The organism is Aeromonas sp. FDAARGOS 1409 (genome assembly GCF_019048705.1).
Classification (GTDB): Bacteria; Pseudomonadota; Gammaproteobacteria; order Enterobacterales; family Aeromonadaceae; genus Aeromonas; species Aeromonas sanarellii.
Window position 1 is genome coordinate 3,510,384 of the sequence record NZ_CP077395.1, and the last position, 13,426, is coordinate 3,523,809.

Consider the following 13,426-nt stretch of genomic DNA (forward strand, 5'->3'; position numbering starts at 1 on the left):
AGGGAAGGGAGGCCATCATATGCTGGGGATCTGGTTGGGGGTGGCGCTGGTCAACATCAGCGGTTACCAGCCCATTGCGGAGCAAACCTGGGTGCAGCTCAACCCGGAGTTCTATCCGGTGCACCGCGCCGTGCCGCCCATCTTCGCCGCCTGGCGGGGCAATCAGTTCCCGCCGCTGGAGCAGAAAAAGAAGAACGGCCGCTGGCAGATCCTCTTTCCCGCCCGTCTGGTGCCCCCCTTCGATCTGTTCGAGGGGGAGGCCCAGCTCTCCAAGGCCTACCTGGCCAGGCTCAAGCGCATCGACGAGATGGCCTATGGCATGGCCCCCCATCAATCGCAACCGACTGCGGCCGCACTGTATCAACCCTCCTTCGAGGCGCCGGGGGCCAGTGCCTTTATTGCCGAGTTCTCCTTGCCTGGTGCCATGACGGGCAGAGGCCGGATGGCGCAGGGGGAGCCCTTGCTGGCCAGGCTGGCGGTGCCGTCACTGTCCGGGGCGGGCGTGCAGCTTGCCGCAGCCAGCCCGTTGCCAGAGGGCGCCATCCTGACCCTCTCCGCCACGGCGGCAGGGGGGGATGGGCGGGTCTGTCATCAGGTGGCGGTGGGGGAGACACTCTGGCGTATCGCGAGCCAGTTGCAGGCGCAGGCGGGTAGCGGATCCGACACCTACAGCTATCTGCTGGCGCTGGTGGCGGAGAACCGTCCCGCCATGGGCAAGGGGATCCGGGTGCAGACCGGCCAGCGACTCTACTGCCCGAAAGCGGAGACCCTGGCGCAGTTTGAGGCCCTGAGCCCGGCCCAGCGCCAGCAGCAGTTTGCCCGCCTGGAGCAGGGGCGCTGAGGGGCGCGTCGGGGCAGGGGAGAGCCTCGGCATCTGCCAGTGCGATGGCAAGCGGTTCGTCCCTTGTATCCACCCCGGGCCCGTGCTAGTATTCGCGCTCGTTTTGCGAGGTGCTGACCGGTCGCAGTCAACACCATACATTCATCTAAAAGAGATACTTACTATGTCTTTCGTATTCCAAGCTGAAGTCCGTTCTGACCTGGGGAAAGGTGCGAGCCGCCGCCTGCGTCATGCTGACCAAGTTCCTGCCATCGTTTACGGTGCAGGCAAAGAAGCCGTGTCCGTTACCCTGGACCACAAGAAGCTGATCCTGGCCCAAGAGAAGCCGGAGTTCTACTCCTCCGAGCTGACCCTGGTCATCAACGGCGAAGAAGTGAAAGTGAACGTGAAGGCTATCCAGCGTCACCCGGTTCGCTACAAGCTGGTTCACTTGGACTTCGTTCGCGTCTAATCGACAACGAATGTTCCTGTGAAGAGGCCACCCAATCGGGTGGCCTCTTTGTTTTTACAGCATTTTTGCCGGGAAAATAAAATACTCAAACAGCACTATTGGTCTTTACTTGTAGGCATGATTGACAGCAGGTCACGTGTTGTGATGCTCTGATGTCCACAAGGTGCTCGAACAAATCCATTTTTCGGGGTGATGTTGACCGTTATGAAGGGAATCGTACGGACATATTTCCTGCTGTTTTCACCTATTCTGCTGTTGGTCCTGGCGGGGGGCTATCTGCTGGGCAATGCACTGATCGAGCGCGAGCTCTACCGCGTTCGCAGCGATGAGAACACCTTCCTGGCGCTTGCCAGCGGCCGCCTTGACGGCGAGCTGGCGGTGCCGCTGCGTCATGTGCGCAGCATGTCGGAAGAGCCCATTCTGCTCGAGGCGGCGGGTCGCAATGACCGTGACACCTTGGCCGTCCAGTTCACCATCCTGATGAACCGTAATCCCGACTATGCCCAGGTGCGTTGGCTTGCCCCGGATGGCATGGAGTTGGTGCGCATCGATCGTCAGGGACAGCGTGTGTGGCGTGTGACGGACGACCAGTTGCAGAACAAGGGGGAACGTTACTATTTTCGCGACGCCATGGCGCTGCCCTGGGAGCGGGTCTACGTCTCGCCGCTCGATCTCAACGTTGAACACGGAGTGATCGAACGTCCCTTCAACCCCATGATCCGCATTGCCAAGCGTATGCGCCTTGGGGGACGAGATCTTGGTCTGCTGCTTATCAACGTGCAGGCCGCCCGTATGCTCAAGGAGTTTGCCGACAGCAGCGGCAAGGCGGCCGATCACACCATGCTGTTCAACCAGGACGGATATTGGCTGCACAGCCCGGACCCATCCCAGGAATGGGGCTTCATGCTCGAACGTCCGGATCTCACCCTGAAGCACACGTCTCCCCAGGCCTGGCAGGCGTTCTGGGGCGCATCAAACGGCCAGATGGAGTCTGCCGACGGACTGTGGAGCTGGACCACTCTGTACCCGGCACAGAATCATGATCAGCTGATCTGGAAAGCCGCTTCCCTGGTGCCGCGCAGCGAGCTGCTGGCCATTCGCACTCACATCTGGGGGATCATCTCGGCCACTTGCGCGATGCTGCTGCTGTTGTTTGGTGCCGGGGTAGCCGCATTGGTTCGCAGCAGGCACAGAGAACAACTGGCCCAGCAGGAGGCGGCCAGGCTGGCACAGGTCAAAGGGGATTTCATCGCCAACATGAGCCACGAGATCCGCACCCCCATGAACGCCATCATGGGGCTGACTTACCTGCTCGAGCAGGGAGGGCTCGACGATGGCCAGCATGTCCTGGTGCGCAAAATCCACCAGGCCGGGCAGGCGCTGCTCGGGATCATCAACGACATTCTCGATTTTTCCAAGATTGAGTCGGGCCGGCTCGAGCTTGAGCGGGTGCCATTCAGTCTTGAAGAGGTGCTCGATCACGTGGCGGCCATCATGTCCACCTGCGTTGGCCAGAAGCACCTGGAACTGGTGGTGAGCAGCGCTCCCGAGCAGGTCTCCCATCTGATCGGGGACGCCCTGCGCCTCGAGCAGGTGCTGCTCAACCTGACCGGCAATGCCATCAAATTTACCGAGCGCGGGGAGGTGGAGGTCAAGGTCGAGCTGGAAGCAGAGCAAGACGGCATGGCCACCTTGCTGTTTCGGGTGCGCGACACCGGGATCGGCATTCCCCCCGAGCAGCAGGCCAATATTTTCAATGCGTTCTCCCAGGCAGACTCCTCCACCAGCCGCCGTTTCGGAGGGACCGGGCTCGGTCTGACCATCAGTCGCCGCTTGGTGAACCTGATGGGGGGGGATATCGGCGTCACCAGCGAACTGGGCAAGGGGAGCGAGTTCTGGTTCCGCGTCCGGCTGGAGCAGGTGGAGCGGCCCGAGGCCCTGAACGAGCGTCTGCAGCACATCTCGCTGCTCATCGCCGACGACAATCAGGTGACCCGTGACGCCCTGTCGATGACGGTGGGTTCCCTCGGTTGGCAGTCACGGGTGGTGGAGTCCGGTGAGCAGGCGCTGCACCATCTGCTGCGCCAGGGGGAGCGTTTCGATGTGATCCTGCTCGACTGGATCATGCCGGGCATGGACGGACTCGAGACCTGTCTGGCCATTCGCCGCGCCTTCGAGCAGCAGGAGCGTTCACCCATCATCATCATGGCGACCGCCTACTCCCAGGATGAGCTGATGCACTGCCCCGGCTCGGAGCAAGTGGATCTGGTGCTGCACAAACCGGTGACCGGCTCCAGTCTTTACAACGCGGTGGCACGCCTCATCCACGAGAAGCGCGAGCACGTGGAGCCGCTTGAGAGTGGCCAGCGCCGTCTGCGCCTGCCGGGCGTGCATGTCCTGCTGGTCGATGACAGCGACATCAACCTGGAGGTGGCGACCCGCTTGCTGCAACGGGAGGGGGCCGAGGTGATCACCGCCATCGACGGGGAGCGGGCCCTGGCTTGTCTCGCCGATCCGGCGCGGCGCATCGATCTGGTGCTCATGGATGTGCAGATGCCGGTGATGGATGGCTACGAGGCGACCCGTCGCCTGCGCCAACTGCCGGGACGCGGGGAGACTCCCGTGCTGGCACTCACCGCCGGGGTATTCAAGGATCAGCGCGAAGCGGCGCTGGCCTCTGGCATGAACGACTTCATCGCCAAGCCGCTCGATGTGGAGCAGCTCATCGCGACCTTGCTGCGCTATCTGCCGGACTGCGTCCTGCCGCTCACCGTGAGCGATGAGCCACGGGCCCAGGAGCCGGTGGCCGGCATCGATATCGATACCGGACTTCGCAACTGGGGTGAAGCCTCGGTCTATCTCAAGTACCTGCGCCGTTTCCGCGATGACTACATGACGGTCGGCACCGTGTTGCCGGACTACATCGCCCAGCACGAGACCGATGCGGCCGCAAGCCTGACGCACAAGATTAAGGGGGTGGCGGGCAGTCTGTCGCTCACGGATGTGGCGCGCATCAGCGCCGAGCTGAACGAGGCCATCGAGCAGGGGGGCGACACCAGTCAGCTCATCGCCCCCTTCCTCGAGGCGCTGGAGCAGGCACAACACGCCATCGATACCTATGCCGGGCGCGAGCCGGGCGCTGTCAGCTCCCCGCTGGCCCAGGGGGAAGCGCGGGAGGTCTGCCTGCACGCCCTGCATCAGGCCCTGGTGAGCGAGGATCTGGAGCTGATTGAGCCGGCGCTGAGTCAGGCCAGGAGTTACCTGCCTTGCGAGCTGGTGAGCGAGATAAGTGCGGCCCTGGAGCTGTTCGATATCCCGTTCGCCACCCGCAAGCTGGAGGATTATCTGGAGGATCGGGAGGAACCTGCGCCATGAATCGACCGCGAGTGCTGATCATCGACGACGAGCCGAGCAACCTTGGGCTGCTGCGGCAAATCCTCAAGGAGGAGTACAACCTCTTCTTTGCCAAGGGAGGAGAGGAGGGGCTGGCCGCCGTGGGGCGCCACGAGCCGGCCCTGATCCTGCTTGATGTGCGCATGCCCGACATGGATGGCTACGAGGTGTGCCGCCGGCTCAAGGCCGATCCGGCCCACGCCGGGATCCCGGTACTCTTTATCACCGCGAGCGACAACGCAGACAGCGAGAGCCAGGGGTTTGAGGCGGGCGGGGTGGATTACATCTACAAGCCGGTCTGCCCGAGCACGGTGCGTGCCCGGGTGCGCAATCACCTCTCCCTGGTGCGCCTCGATCAGCTCGAGTGCAGCTATCGCACCGCCATCGTCATGCTGAGCGAGGCGGGTCACTACAACGACACCGACACCGGCGTGCATATCTGGCGCATGGCCGCTTACGCCCGGGCCTTGGCCGATGCTGCGGGCTGGAGTCCGGAGCAGTCGGAGTTGCTGGAGCTGGCGGCCCCCATGCACGACATGGGCAAGATTGGTATCCCCGATCACATCCTCAAGAAGCCCGGTCCCCTCACCGAGGAGGAGTGGGTCATCATGCGCAGTCACCCGCGCATCGGTTACGAGATCCTCAGGCGATCCGATGCCCCCATCTTTCGCATGGCGGCGGAGATTGCCCTGCATCACCACGAGAAATGGGACGGCTCGGGTTATCCCGCCGGCGAGACCGGCGAGGGGATCCCCGAGGCGTCGCGGATCGTGGCCATTGCCGATGTGTTTGACGCCCTGAGCGTGCGCCGCCCCTACAAGGAGCCCTGGCCTCTGGACAGAGTGCTGGCGACCATGCGTGATGGGGCCGGCCAGCACTTCGATCCCCGGCTGCTCGCCCGCTTTCTCGAGATCATGCCGGAGATCTTGCGCCTCAAGGCCCAATGGGATGCCCGCGAGGCGCGGGGGGATTACCAGATGGGCGCTGTCAGATAGGGATTGCTGGCCTTCTCGCGACCGAAGGTGGAGCTGGGACCATGGCCTGGGATGAAGACGATGTCATCCCCGAGCGGCAGCAGGGTCTCGGTGATCGACTTGAGCAGGATGGCGTGATCTCCACGCGGGAAGTCGGTACGGCCTATGCTGCCGGCAAAGAGCACGTCCCCCACCCAGGCCAGGCGCTCGGCCTGGCTGAGCAGCACGACATGACCCGGGGTGTGGCCCGGGCAGAAATAGACCTCCAGCTCGCAATTTCCAAGCTGAACCTTGTCCCCCTGGGCGAGCCAGCCATCCGGGGTGAAGGCCGGGGTATGGGCAAAGCCGAACATCTGGCTCTGCTGGGGCAGGATGTCGAGCCAGAAGGCATCTTCCCGGTGGGGGCCGACAATGCTGACGCCGGTGCGAGTGCGCAGTTCGGCGGCGGCCCCCACGTGATCCAGGTGGCCATGGGTCAGGATGATCTTCACCAGCCGCAGCTCGTGCCTGGCGATGGCGGCCAGCAGCTTGTCCGCCTCGCCACCGGGATCGATCAGCGCCGCCTGGCGGGTCTCGTCACACCAGATGAGGGAACAATTCTGGGCGAACTGGGTGACGGGGATCACCTCGAACTTCAACATGTGGGACTCTCCTGATGGGTCTGAAGGGCGTGCTGCTCGGCGAAGAAGGCGAGGCAGGCCTCTTTGTCGCCGCGAAACCGGATCCGCTCGCGCTTGTTGTCCAGCTGATAGCGGTACATGGGGTCATAGTAGCGGGTCAGCAGAAGGCGGATCCAGGCGAGGTGCAGTGTGGTCTCCCCGCTTTCGGCCTGCTCGGTGAGGGCGGCCTGCAACAAGCCATCCAGCTCGCGGTGGTCCTTGTCCCCGAGCCGGCGCTTGAGCCGGGCCATGGCGTCGGTGAGGTAGCCGGCAAAGAGCGGCCAGCCCGCCTCCTGGCCATACATTGCCAGGTAGCGCTGCCAGAGATCCTGCACATAATCGATGCGGATCTGCTCGGCGCGTTCATCTTGTGACACCTCCACCACCACCAGGGGCGCCCGGCACATGGCCTCATAGAGGTTCAGCGGCAGGGCGCAGCGACCGATGAGGCGGCTCTCGTCCTCCACCACGAAATGCGTCTCCCCCCGGTGGCGGCGCTTGAGCAGTTCGATGGCGATCCGGTTCTCGAAGTTGATGTTGCTGGGCTGCCCCCCCGGCAGCTGGCCAAAGGAGGAGCCCCTGTGATGGGCGTGCCCCTCCAGATCCACCGCCTGGGCAATGTGGCCAAGCATGTGGGTCTTGCCGGAGCCGGTCATGCCGGTCAGTACCGTCCAGCGGCACTCGGTCGAGGCGCTCGCCTGGGTGTCGATGAGGAAGCGACGCAGCTCCTTGTAGCCGCCATCCACCCGGGGACGGGTGACGCCGGCCTCGGCCAGCCACTGCTGCACCGTCTGGGAGCGCAGGCCGCCACGGAAGCAATAGAGCAGGGCATCTGGCTGCTGGCGCAGCTGGGCCAGCCACCCCTCGATGCGCGCGGCGCGCACCTCGCCCCCCACCAGCCGGTGACCCAGCGCGATGGCGGCGGCCTGACCTTGCTGCTTGTAGCAGGTACCGACCCGGGCACGCTCCTCGTCCGTCATCAGCGGCAGGCTGACGGCATTGGGGAAGGCCCCCTCATTGAACTCGACGGGAGCGCGCAGATCGATGAGCGGCACATCCTCGAGGAAGATGCGCGCCAGGTTCGTTTCGAGCGGCAGTGCACTCATTGGACAACCTCGATAAAGCGCGTGCCTTCCAGCGGCTTCATTGCCCCGACAGGGGTGAGGGAGAGCCCTTCCTCCCGCGCGATGGCCAGCAGCTCGGTCTCGCTCTGGGAGCCCACCGCCACCAGCAGGCCGCCGCTGGTCTGGGGATCACACAGTATGTTGCGGGTGCGCTCATCCATGGTGTCCAGCTTGTGGCCGTAGGAGTCGTGGTTGCGCAGGGTGCCGCCCGGCACGCAGCCTTCACTCAGGTAGTGATCCACCTCGGGCAGCAGCGGCAGCGCCTTGAAGTCCAGGCGGGCGCAAACCCCTGAGCCTTCGCACATCTCCAGCAGGTGGCCCGCCAGGCCAAAACCGGTCACGTCCGTCATGGCGTGGACCCCGGGCAGGGCCGCGAAGCGCTGGCCAATCTTGTTGAGGGTGCACATGGCCTCTGGGGCCAGCTGCTCGTGCTCGGGTTTGAGCTTGCCCTTCTTCTGGGCCGTGGTGAGGATGCCGATGCCAAGGGGCTTGGTCAGATAGAGGGTGTCGCCCACCCGGGCGGTGTCGTTCTGCTTGATGGCATCGAGCGGCACTATGCCGGTCACCGCCAGACCGAAGATGGGCTCGGGGGCGTCGATGCTGTGGCCGCCGGCGAGCGAAATGCCCGCCTCGTGGCACACCTGGCGGCCACCGTCGATCACCTGCTGGGCAATCTCGGGCGCCAGCGTGTTGATGGGCCAGCCGAGGATGGCGATGGCGACGATGGGTTTGCCGCCCATGGCATAGATGTCGCTGATGGCGTTGGTGGCGGCGATGCGGCCGAAGGTAAAAGGATCATCGACGATGGGCATGAAGAAGTCGGTGGTGGAGACGATGCCCTGGCCGTTGCCGATGTCCACCACGGCGGCGTCATCCTTGCTGCTGTTGCCGACGATCAGGGTGGGATCGTCAAAGCCCGGGATCTGGCTCTTCAAGATGGTGTCGAGCACCCTGGGGGAGATTTTGCAACCACAGCCGGCGCCGTGGCTGTACTGGGTGAGACGAATGGCAGGCATACATACCCCTCTTGGTTCAAGCTGGTGTCGGCTCGCACCCCGGGGTGCGACCACACTCATGGTCCACGACAGTAGTGATCCCGGACAGGGCCGAGGAGCCACAGGACCAGGCCTGGGAGGGCCGGGCGGGATCACGAAACGCCGCATTATGCCACAAAGCGTGTGGGGAGTCCGCAGCCCGTGCCAGGGACGTGAAGAGAGGGGCCCGGCAGAGGCGCCCGGTTGGGAATAGACTGGTCAGGACATCCCCATACAAGGAGTGATCCCGATGAAACTCTACGCCCATCCCTTCTCGTCCTACAGCCAGAAGGTGCTGATCGCCCTCTACGAGAATGACATCGCCTTCGATTACCTCAACCTGGAGTCCGCGGCGGTGAAGGCCGAGCTCGCGCGCCTCTGGCCCCTCAAGCGCTTCCCCGTGCTGGTGGACGGGGATCGCACCCTGCTCGAGAGCAGCACCATCATCGAGTATCTTCAGTGCCGTCATCCCGGCTCCCACTGCCTGGTGCCCGAGGGGGAGGCGGGGATCGAGGTGCACATGCTGGATCGCCTGTTCGACAACTATGTGATGACGCCGATGCAGAAGGTGGTGCTGGACAGGATGCGCCCGGCCACCGAGCGCGACGGTTACGGGGTGGCCCAGGCACGCGAGATGCTGGACAAGATCTACCCCTGGCTGGATGAGCGTCTCGCCGGGCGGACCTGGGCGGCGGGAGAGGCGTTCACCCTGGCCGACTGCGCCGCCGCCCCATCGCTCTTCTATGCCGACTGGGCCCACGAGATCCCGCCTGCCTGCGCCGGGCTTCGCGCCTATCGCGCCCGCCTGCTGGCCCGTCCTGTCATCGCCCGGGTGGTAGACGAGGCGAGGCCCTATCGCCACTACTTTCCTCTGGGTGCCCCCGCGCGGGACTGAGGCACCAAGCCCCGATAAAAAACAGGCCCGCGATGCGGGCCTGTGTGATCAATATGTCTGTGTCTTGGATGATCAGCGGGCGCGGACCACCAAGCCCTTGAGGTAGAAGCCTTCCGGGTAGGCGGTGCCGATGGGGTGATCCGAGGCCTGGGACAGCAGTTCCAGGATCTGGGCATCGCGACCGGCATCGAGCGCCGCATCGGCCACTATCTTCTGGAACAGGCTCTGCTCCATCAGGCCGGAGCAGGAGTAGGTGAGCAACACGCCGCCCGGCGCCAGCAGCTGGAACGCCAGCATGTTGATGTCCTTGTAACCGCGGCAGGCCCCCAGCAACTGGGCCTTGCTCTCGGCAAACTTCGGCGGATCCAGCACGATGACGTCGAACTTCTCGCCCTTGTCGCGGTATTCCCGCAGCAGCTTGAACACGTCGTGGCGGATGAACTGGGCTTTGGTGGCGTCCAGGCCGTTCAGTTCGGCGTTCTGGCGGGCGATGTCCAGCGCATTCTGGGAGAGATCCACGTTGACCACTTCTCTGGCGCCCCCCTTGAGGGCGTAGACGCCGAAACCGCCGGTGTAGCAGAAGCAGTTGAGCACCCGCTTGCCCTCGGTGTACTTGGCGGCCGCCTGGCGGTTGTCACGCTGATCCAGATAGAAGCCGGTCTTGTGGCCGTTACGGATGTCCACCAGGATCTTGACGCCGCCGTTCTCCTCGATGACCACGGGCTCGGTCGGAGTCTCGCCATGGATGACGCCGGTGCGCTCCTTCAACCCCTCCTTCTTGCGCACCGCCACGTCGGAACGCTCGTAGATGCTGCACTCCGGGTAGAAGGTGCGCAGGGCCTGGGTGATGAGCTCACGCTGGAACTCGGCGCCGGCGGAGAGGATCTGGCACACCAGAAAATCGGCGTAGCGGTCTATGGTCAGGCCCGGCAGGCCGTCGGACTCGGCGGCGCAGAGGCGATAGCCGGTGAGACCCTGACGCTTGATGAGCCCGTCACGGGACTCCTGCGCATATTTGAGGCGACGGATAAAGAAGTCCAGATCCACGGTCTCGTCCTTGTCGAAGGTCCAGACCCTGGCGCGGATCTGGGAGCTGCCGGACCAGGCGCCGCGGGCGAGCCACTTGCCATCGTTCGTGAAGATCTCGACGGTGTCACCGTCGATGGGGTTGCCCTGAACCCGCTCGATGCCCTTGGAGAAGATCCAGGGGTGGCGGCGCAGCAGGGATTTTTCGCGGCCTTTGACGAGATAGATGGAAGCGCTCATGGGTAGTTGCCGATGCTAGGAACAGAAGGGGGCATATAGTAGGGGTTGTCAGGGCTTGGGCGCAAGCCGCACCGCAGCGATAAGTGGCCTCAGTGGGAGGGGTTGCATCCAGGGTTGGGCAAAATCGTGCCGTTTCAGGCCAACGGAACCCCGAAAAAAACACGGACCATCTGCAAGATGGCCCGTGGGGATGGCGAGGATCAGATCCTGAGGCCGGTCAGTGCCCGACCGAGCTCGCTGGCCGTGCCCTTGAGGCCTGTGGTGCCGGCCACGGCGGCACTGGCGGACTCCTCCACTTGGCACGCCTCCTGGCGTACCCTGTCCAGGTTGCGGGTGATCTCCTCGGCCACCGAGCTCTGCTCTTCGCTCGAGGTGGCGATCTGGGTGCTCATCTCCAGCACGGCGTCGCTGTGGCTGCTGAGTTTGTCGATGTCGAGCCCTACCTCGGTGATGAGCTGCTGGCTGCTGGCGGCGCGGCCCACCGTCTTCTCCATGATGTCGTTCAGGGCACTGGTGCCGGCCTGCAGCTCCTCGATCATCTGCTGGATCTCCACGGTCGCCTGCTGGGTGCGGCTGGCGAGGGTGCGCACCTCGTCCGCCACTACCGCAAAGCCGCGGCCCTGCTCGCCGGCACGGGCGGCCTCAATGGCGGCGTTGAGGGCCAGCAGGTTGGTCTGCTGGGAGATGGCATTGATGACGTTGACCACTTCGTTGATGCGGTTGGCGTTCTGGGTCAGCCGTTCCACGGCGCCGGAGGCGTTGCCTATCTCGTCGGCCAGGGTGGCGATGGCGTTGATGGTGCGTGAGACCCGCGCTGCCCCGTTGGCGGCCTCCTCGCTGGACTGGCGGGTCTGTTGCAGGGTGTCATTGGCATTGCGGGCCACCTCGCGAATGGCGGCGGACATCTGCTCCATGGCGGCGGCCAGGGAGTCCATGTGCTGGCGCTGGGCGCGGGCCTGGGTCTCGCCATCGCTGGCGTGCTCGCGAAACTCGTCCGCCGCCAGGGTGAGCGCCTCGGCGGACTCTTCCACCAGTTGTACTATCTTGTGCTGGCGATCGGTGAACTTGTCGATGCTGCCCGCCAGGATGGAGAACTCGTCCCGTACCGGGAAGAAATTGAGGCGGAAGGTGAGATCGCCGCCCGCCACCGTCTGCAGCGCCTTGTTGGTGGAGTAGAGCGCCCCGGAGACGAAGGTCATCAGATAGTGGGTGATGAGAGCAAGCAGGGCGGCCAGCACGGCGATGATGGTGAGGGTGCTGCCCTGACCATCCCACATGGAGTAGCGGGCGGTGTCTAGGGTGCCGGTCACGAAGCCGGCCTGACCCGCGCTGACGCCGTAGTGATAGAGCTCTCCCTGCTGGTTCAGGCCGGCCGTGGCGGTCGGCGTCAGGACGAGATCCGCAGGCAGGGTTAGGGTCGGTTGCTGGCTCACCAGCTGGGCCGTGGTCTCGACCCGTTGCTTGAGTTGATCCAGCCTGAGCTGCATCTGTTGATCATGGCTGTCGGCCAGCAGGTACCAGGTGAGGAAGGCAATGAACAACAGGGGACACCAGAAGGTGATGAGAAATTTCTCGCTGATCGTGAGGTGAATGAGATAACGGTCAACCCACCGGAATTTAACTTCTTTCATAATGATATTGCGTCCTGCAAGGGGAGGAGAGTGTCGCGTTCATTATCGCCCCGGGGAAAAATTACTTAAGGGAAAGGTGTGATAAATGGGAGAGCAATCGTTTGTCGTTCGGGTGTGGGGCCAGGTTCAGGGGGTGGGGTTTCGCTACTTCACCCGGGAGCGGGCGCTGCAGCTGGGGTTGCGGGGTCATGCCTACAACCTGGAGGATGGGTCGGTGGAGATCCTGATCGCCGGACCTGAACAGAAGGTGCAGATGATGCTGGGCTGGCTGGAGCACGGACCCCGCACCGCCACCGTGACCAGGATGGAGTGCGCCAACGCGCTGCCTCCTACCGGGTCAGGCTTTCATACCAACTGAGCGGGGCGGATGATGACGACACTGGGGGTCGAGCAGGCCCGCCGGCTCATCGAACAGTACGGGGCGGCCACGCAGGCCCTGCGCCAGCGGGTCGGGGCGGACGAGGTGCACGCCTACCGGATTGCGGCCCGCCGTCTGCTGGCCCTGCTCGCCCTGTGGCGGCCCCTCATCCACGCCCCTGAGCTGGAGTCGCGGTTGAGCCGCGCGGTGGGACGGCTCTCCGCCCTGCGCGATGCCCAGGTCTATGCGGCACATTTTGGCGGCCCCTCCCACCAGGAGCAGGTGCCCACCAGGGTGCCCGGGCTGGCGGGACGCCTGGCGCGCTGGTTGGCGAGGCTGGAGGAGGTGCCCGCCGGGGTGGATCCCTTGCCGCTCTTTCAGCTGCATCTGGCGCTCAGCCTGGCCGATGCCCTGGCGGCGCCCGGATTGTCCTCTTCTGACGGTCGCAAGGCGCGGCTGCGCCACTGGCACAGGCTGCGGCTGGTGCTCAAGCGGATCCGCTATGGGGTGGAGCTGCTGATCGGGCAAGGGGAGGGAAATCCGGCCTGGCTGCCCATGCTGGTGGAGTGGCAGGACAGGCTGGGCCAGTTGCAGGATACGCGGCAATGGCTCAGGCGCCTGGGGGATCAGAAGGGGCGTGGCAAGCGCAGGCGAACCCTGGAAGAGGCGATGCGCTGCCAGCTGCGCCAGCTCGATTGCCAGCAGGCGGAGCTGGTGGGGCTCAGGATGGCGTTGCTGCGCCAGGGGTAGTTCGCCGGCGCGTCTGATAAAAAGGAATGCAAAAAAAGAGAGGCCATCGG

General features: G+C 64.4%; 12 protein-coding genes. 7 read left to right on the top strand and 5 right to left on the bottom strand.

Going from position 1 to position 13,426, the window contains the following annotated elements:
* Nucleotides 1-19 precede the first annotated feature (19 nt).
* The 4 genes from I6L39_RS16430 (at nt 20) to I6L39_RS16445 (ending at nt 5,680) form a co-directional block, all read left to right on the top strand.
* Nucleotides 20-841, top strand: a complete 822-nt coding sequence (locus tag I6L39_RS16430) for a hypothetical protein (protein ID WP_216990257.1) — start codon at nt 20-22, stop codon at nt 839-841.
* A gap of 163 nt (nt 842-1,004) precedes the next feature.
* The gene (gene rplY, locus I6L39_RS16435; protein ID WP_041205748.1) at nt 1,005-1,292 is read left to right on the top strand and encodes a 50S ribosomal protein L25; all 288 of its coding nucleotides are present in this window, start codon (nt 1,005-1,007) and stop codon (nt 1,290-1,292) included.
* 204 nt (nt 1,293-1,496) lie between these two features.
* Nucleotides 1,497-4,667, top strand: coding sequence for a hybrid sensor histidine kinase/response regulator (locus I6L39_RS16440; protein ID WP_216990258.1), 3,171 nt, complete (start codon nt 1,497-1,499; stop codon nt 4,665-4,667).
* Nucleotides 4,664-5,680: an HD domain-containing phosphohydrolase gene (locus tag I6L39_RS16445; protein WP_042075996.1), complete on the top strand. Its 1,017-nt coding sequence runs from the start codon at nt 4,664-4,666 to the stop codon at nt 5,678-5,680. Before I6L39_RS16440 ends, I6L39_RS16445 begins: the two co-directional genes overlap by 4 nt.
* Here I6L39_RS16445 and I6L39_RS16450 read toward each other — a convergent pair.
* From I6L39_RS16450 to selD, 3 genes are read right to left on the bottom strand one after another with little or no spacing between them, the layout of a single operon-like run.
* The gene (locus I6L39_RS16450; RefSeq protein ID WP_216990259.1) at nt 5,656-6,300 is read right to left on the bottom strand and encodes an MBL fold metallo-hydrolase; all 645 of its coding nucleotides are present in this window, start codon (nt 6,298-6,300) and stop codon (nt 5,656-5,658) included. The genes I6L39_RS16445 and I6L39_RS16450 overlap by 25 nt on opposite strands.
* Nucleotides 6,294-7,424 carry a tRNA 2-selenouridine(34) synthase MnmH gene (mnmH, locus tag I6L39_RS16455; protein WP_216990260.1) on the bottom strand — a complete coding sequence of 377 codons (1,131 nt, stop codon included), beginning with the start codon at nt 7,422-7,424 and terminating at the stop codon, nt 6,294-6,296. The genes I6L39_RS16450 and mnmH overlap by 7 nt, the downstream gene beginning before the upstream one ends.
* A complete protein-coding gene (selD, locus tag I6L39_RS16460) occupies nt 7,421-8,458 on the bottom strand; it encodes a selenide, water dikinase SelD (RefSeq protein ID WP_209792293.1) in 1,038 nt (345 codons plus the stop codon). The genes mnmH and selD overlap by 4 nt, the downstream gene beginning before the upstream one ends.
* Nucleotides 8,459-8,726: 268 nt before the next feature.
* Between selD and I6L39_RS16465 the strand changes: the two genes are divergently transcribed.
* On the top strand, nt 8,727-9,371 hold the full coding sequence (locus tag I6L39_RS16465; protein WP_209792294.1) for a glutathione S-transferase family protein: 645 nt from the start codon (nt 8,727-8,729) through the stop codon (nt 9,369-9,371).
* Nucleotides 9,372-9,443: 72 nt separating this feature from the next.
* Here I6L39_RS16465 and I6L39_RS16470 read toward each other — a convergent pair whose 3' ends face one another.
* Together I6L39_RS16470 and I6L39_RS16475 are read right to left on the bottom strand one after the other, a co-directional pair.
* Nucleotides 9,444-10,637 carry a class I SAM-dependent methyltransferase gene (locus tag I6L39_RS16470; RefSeq protein ID WP_216990261.1) on the bottom strand — a complete coding sequence of 398 codons (1,194 nt, stop codon included), beginning with the start codon at nt 10,635-10,637 and terminating at the stop codon, nt 9,444-9,446.
* Between the two features lie 200 nt (nt 10,638-10,837).
* The gene (locus I6L39_RS16475; RefSeq protein WP_216990262.1) at nt 10,838-12,268 is read right to left on the bottom strand and encodes a methyl-accepting chemotaxis protein; all 1,431 of its coding nucleotides are present in this window, start codon (nt 12,266-12,268) and stop codon (nt 10,838-10,840) included.
* A gap of 85 nt (nt 12,269-12,353) precedes the next feature.
* On the opposite strand from I6L39_RS16475, the gene I6L39_RS16480 reads away from it, so the two are divergent.
* Both I6L39_RS16480 and I6L39_RS16485 read left to right on the top strand, forming a co-directional pair.
* On the top strand, nt 12,354-12,626 hold the full coding sequence (locus tag I6L39_RS16480; protein WP_042076323.1) for an acylphosphatase: 273 nt from the start codon (nt 12,354-12,356) through the stop codon (nt 12,624-12,626).
* A gap of 9 nt (nt 12,627-12,635) precedes the next feature.
* Nucleotides 12,636-13,376 (top strand): CHAD domain-containing protein, encoded by a 741-nt coding sequence (locus I6L39_RS16485; RefSeq protein ID WP_254203674.1) that lies wholly within the window; start codon nt 12,636-12,638, stop codon nt 13,374-13,376.
* The last annotated feature ends 50 nt before the right edge of the window (nt 13,377-13,426 follow it).

Excerpts from the sequence above, each read along its gene's own strand:
- I6L39_RS16430 (WP_216990257.1), top strand. The coding sequence starts at position 20 with ATGCTGGGGATCTGGTTGGGGGTGGCGCTGGTCAACATCAGCGGTTAC.
- rplY (WP_041205748.1), top strand. The coding sequence starts at position 1,005 with ATGTCTTTCGTATTCCAAGCTGAAGTCCGTTCTGACCTGGGGAAAGGT.
- I6L39_RS16440 (WP_216990258.1), top strand. The coding sequence starts at position 1,497 with ATGAAGGGAATCGTACGGACATATTTCCTGCTGTTTTCACCTATTCTG.
- I6L39_RS16445 (WP_042075996.1), top strand. The coding sequence starts at position 4,664 with ATGAATCGACCGCGAGTGCTGATCATCGACGACGAGCCGAGCAACCTT.
- I6L39_RS16450 (WP_216990259.1), bottom strand. The coding sequence starts at position 6,300 with ATGTTGAAGTTCGAGGTGATCCCCGTCACCCAGTTCGCCCAGAATTGT.
- mnmH (WP_216990260.1), bottom strand. The coding sequence starts at position 7,424 with ATGAGTGCACTGCCGCTCGAAACGAACCTGGCGCGCATCTTCCTCGAG.
- selD (WP_209792293.1), bottom strand. The coding sequence starts at position 8,458 with ATGCCTGCCATTCGTCTCACCCAGTACAGCCACGGCGCCGGCTGTGGT.
- I6L39_RS16465 (WP_209792294.1), top strand. The coding sequence starts at position 8,727 with ATGAAACTCTACGCCCATCCCTTCTCGTCCTACAGCCAGAAGGTGCTG.
- I6L39_RS16470 (WP_216990261.1), bottom strand. The coding sequence starts at position 10,637 with ATGAGCGCTTCCATCTATCTCGTCAAAGGCCGCGAAAAATCCCTGCTG.
- I6L39_RS16475 (WP_216990262.1), bottom strand. The coding sequence starts at position 12,268 with ATGAAAGAAGTTAAATTCCGGTGGGTTGACCGTTATCTCATTCACCTC.
- I6L39_RS16480 (WP_042076323.1), top strand. The coding sequence starts at position 12,354 with ATGGGAGAGCAATCGTTTGTCGTTCGGGTGTGGGGCCAGGTTCAGGGG.
- I6L39_RS16485 (WP_254203674.1), top strand. The coding sequence starts at position 12,636 with ATGATGACGACACTGGGGGTCGAGCAGGCCCGCCGGCTCATCGAACAG.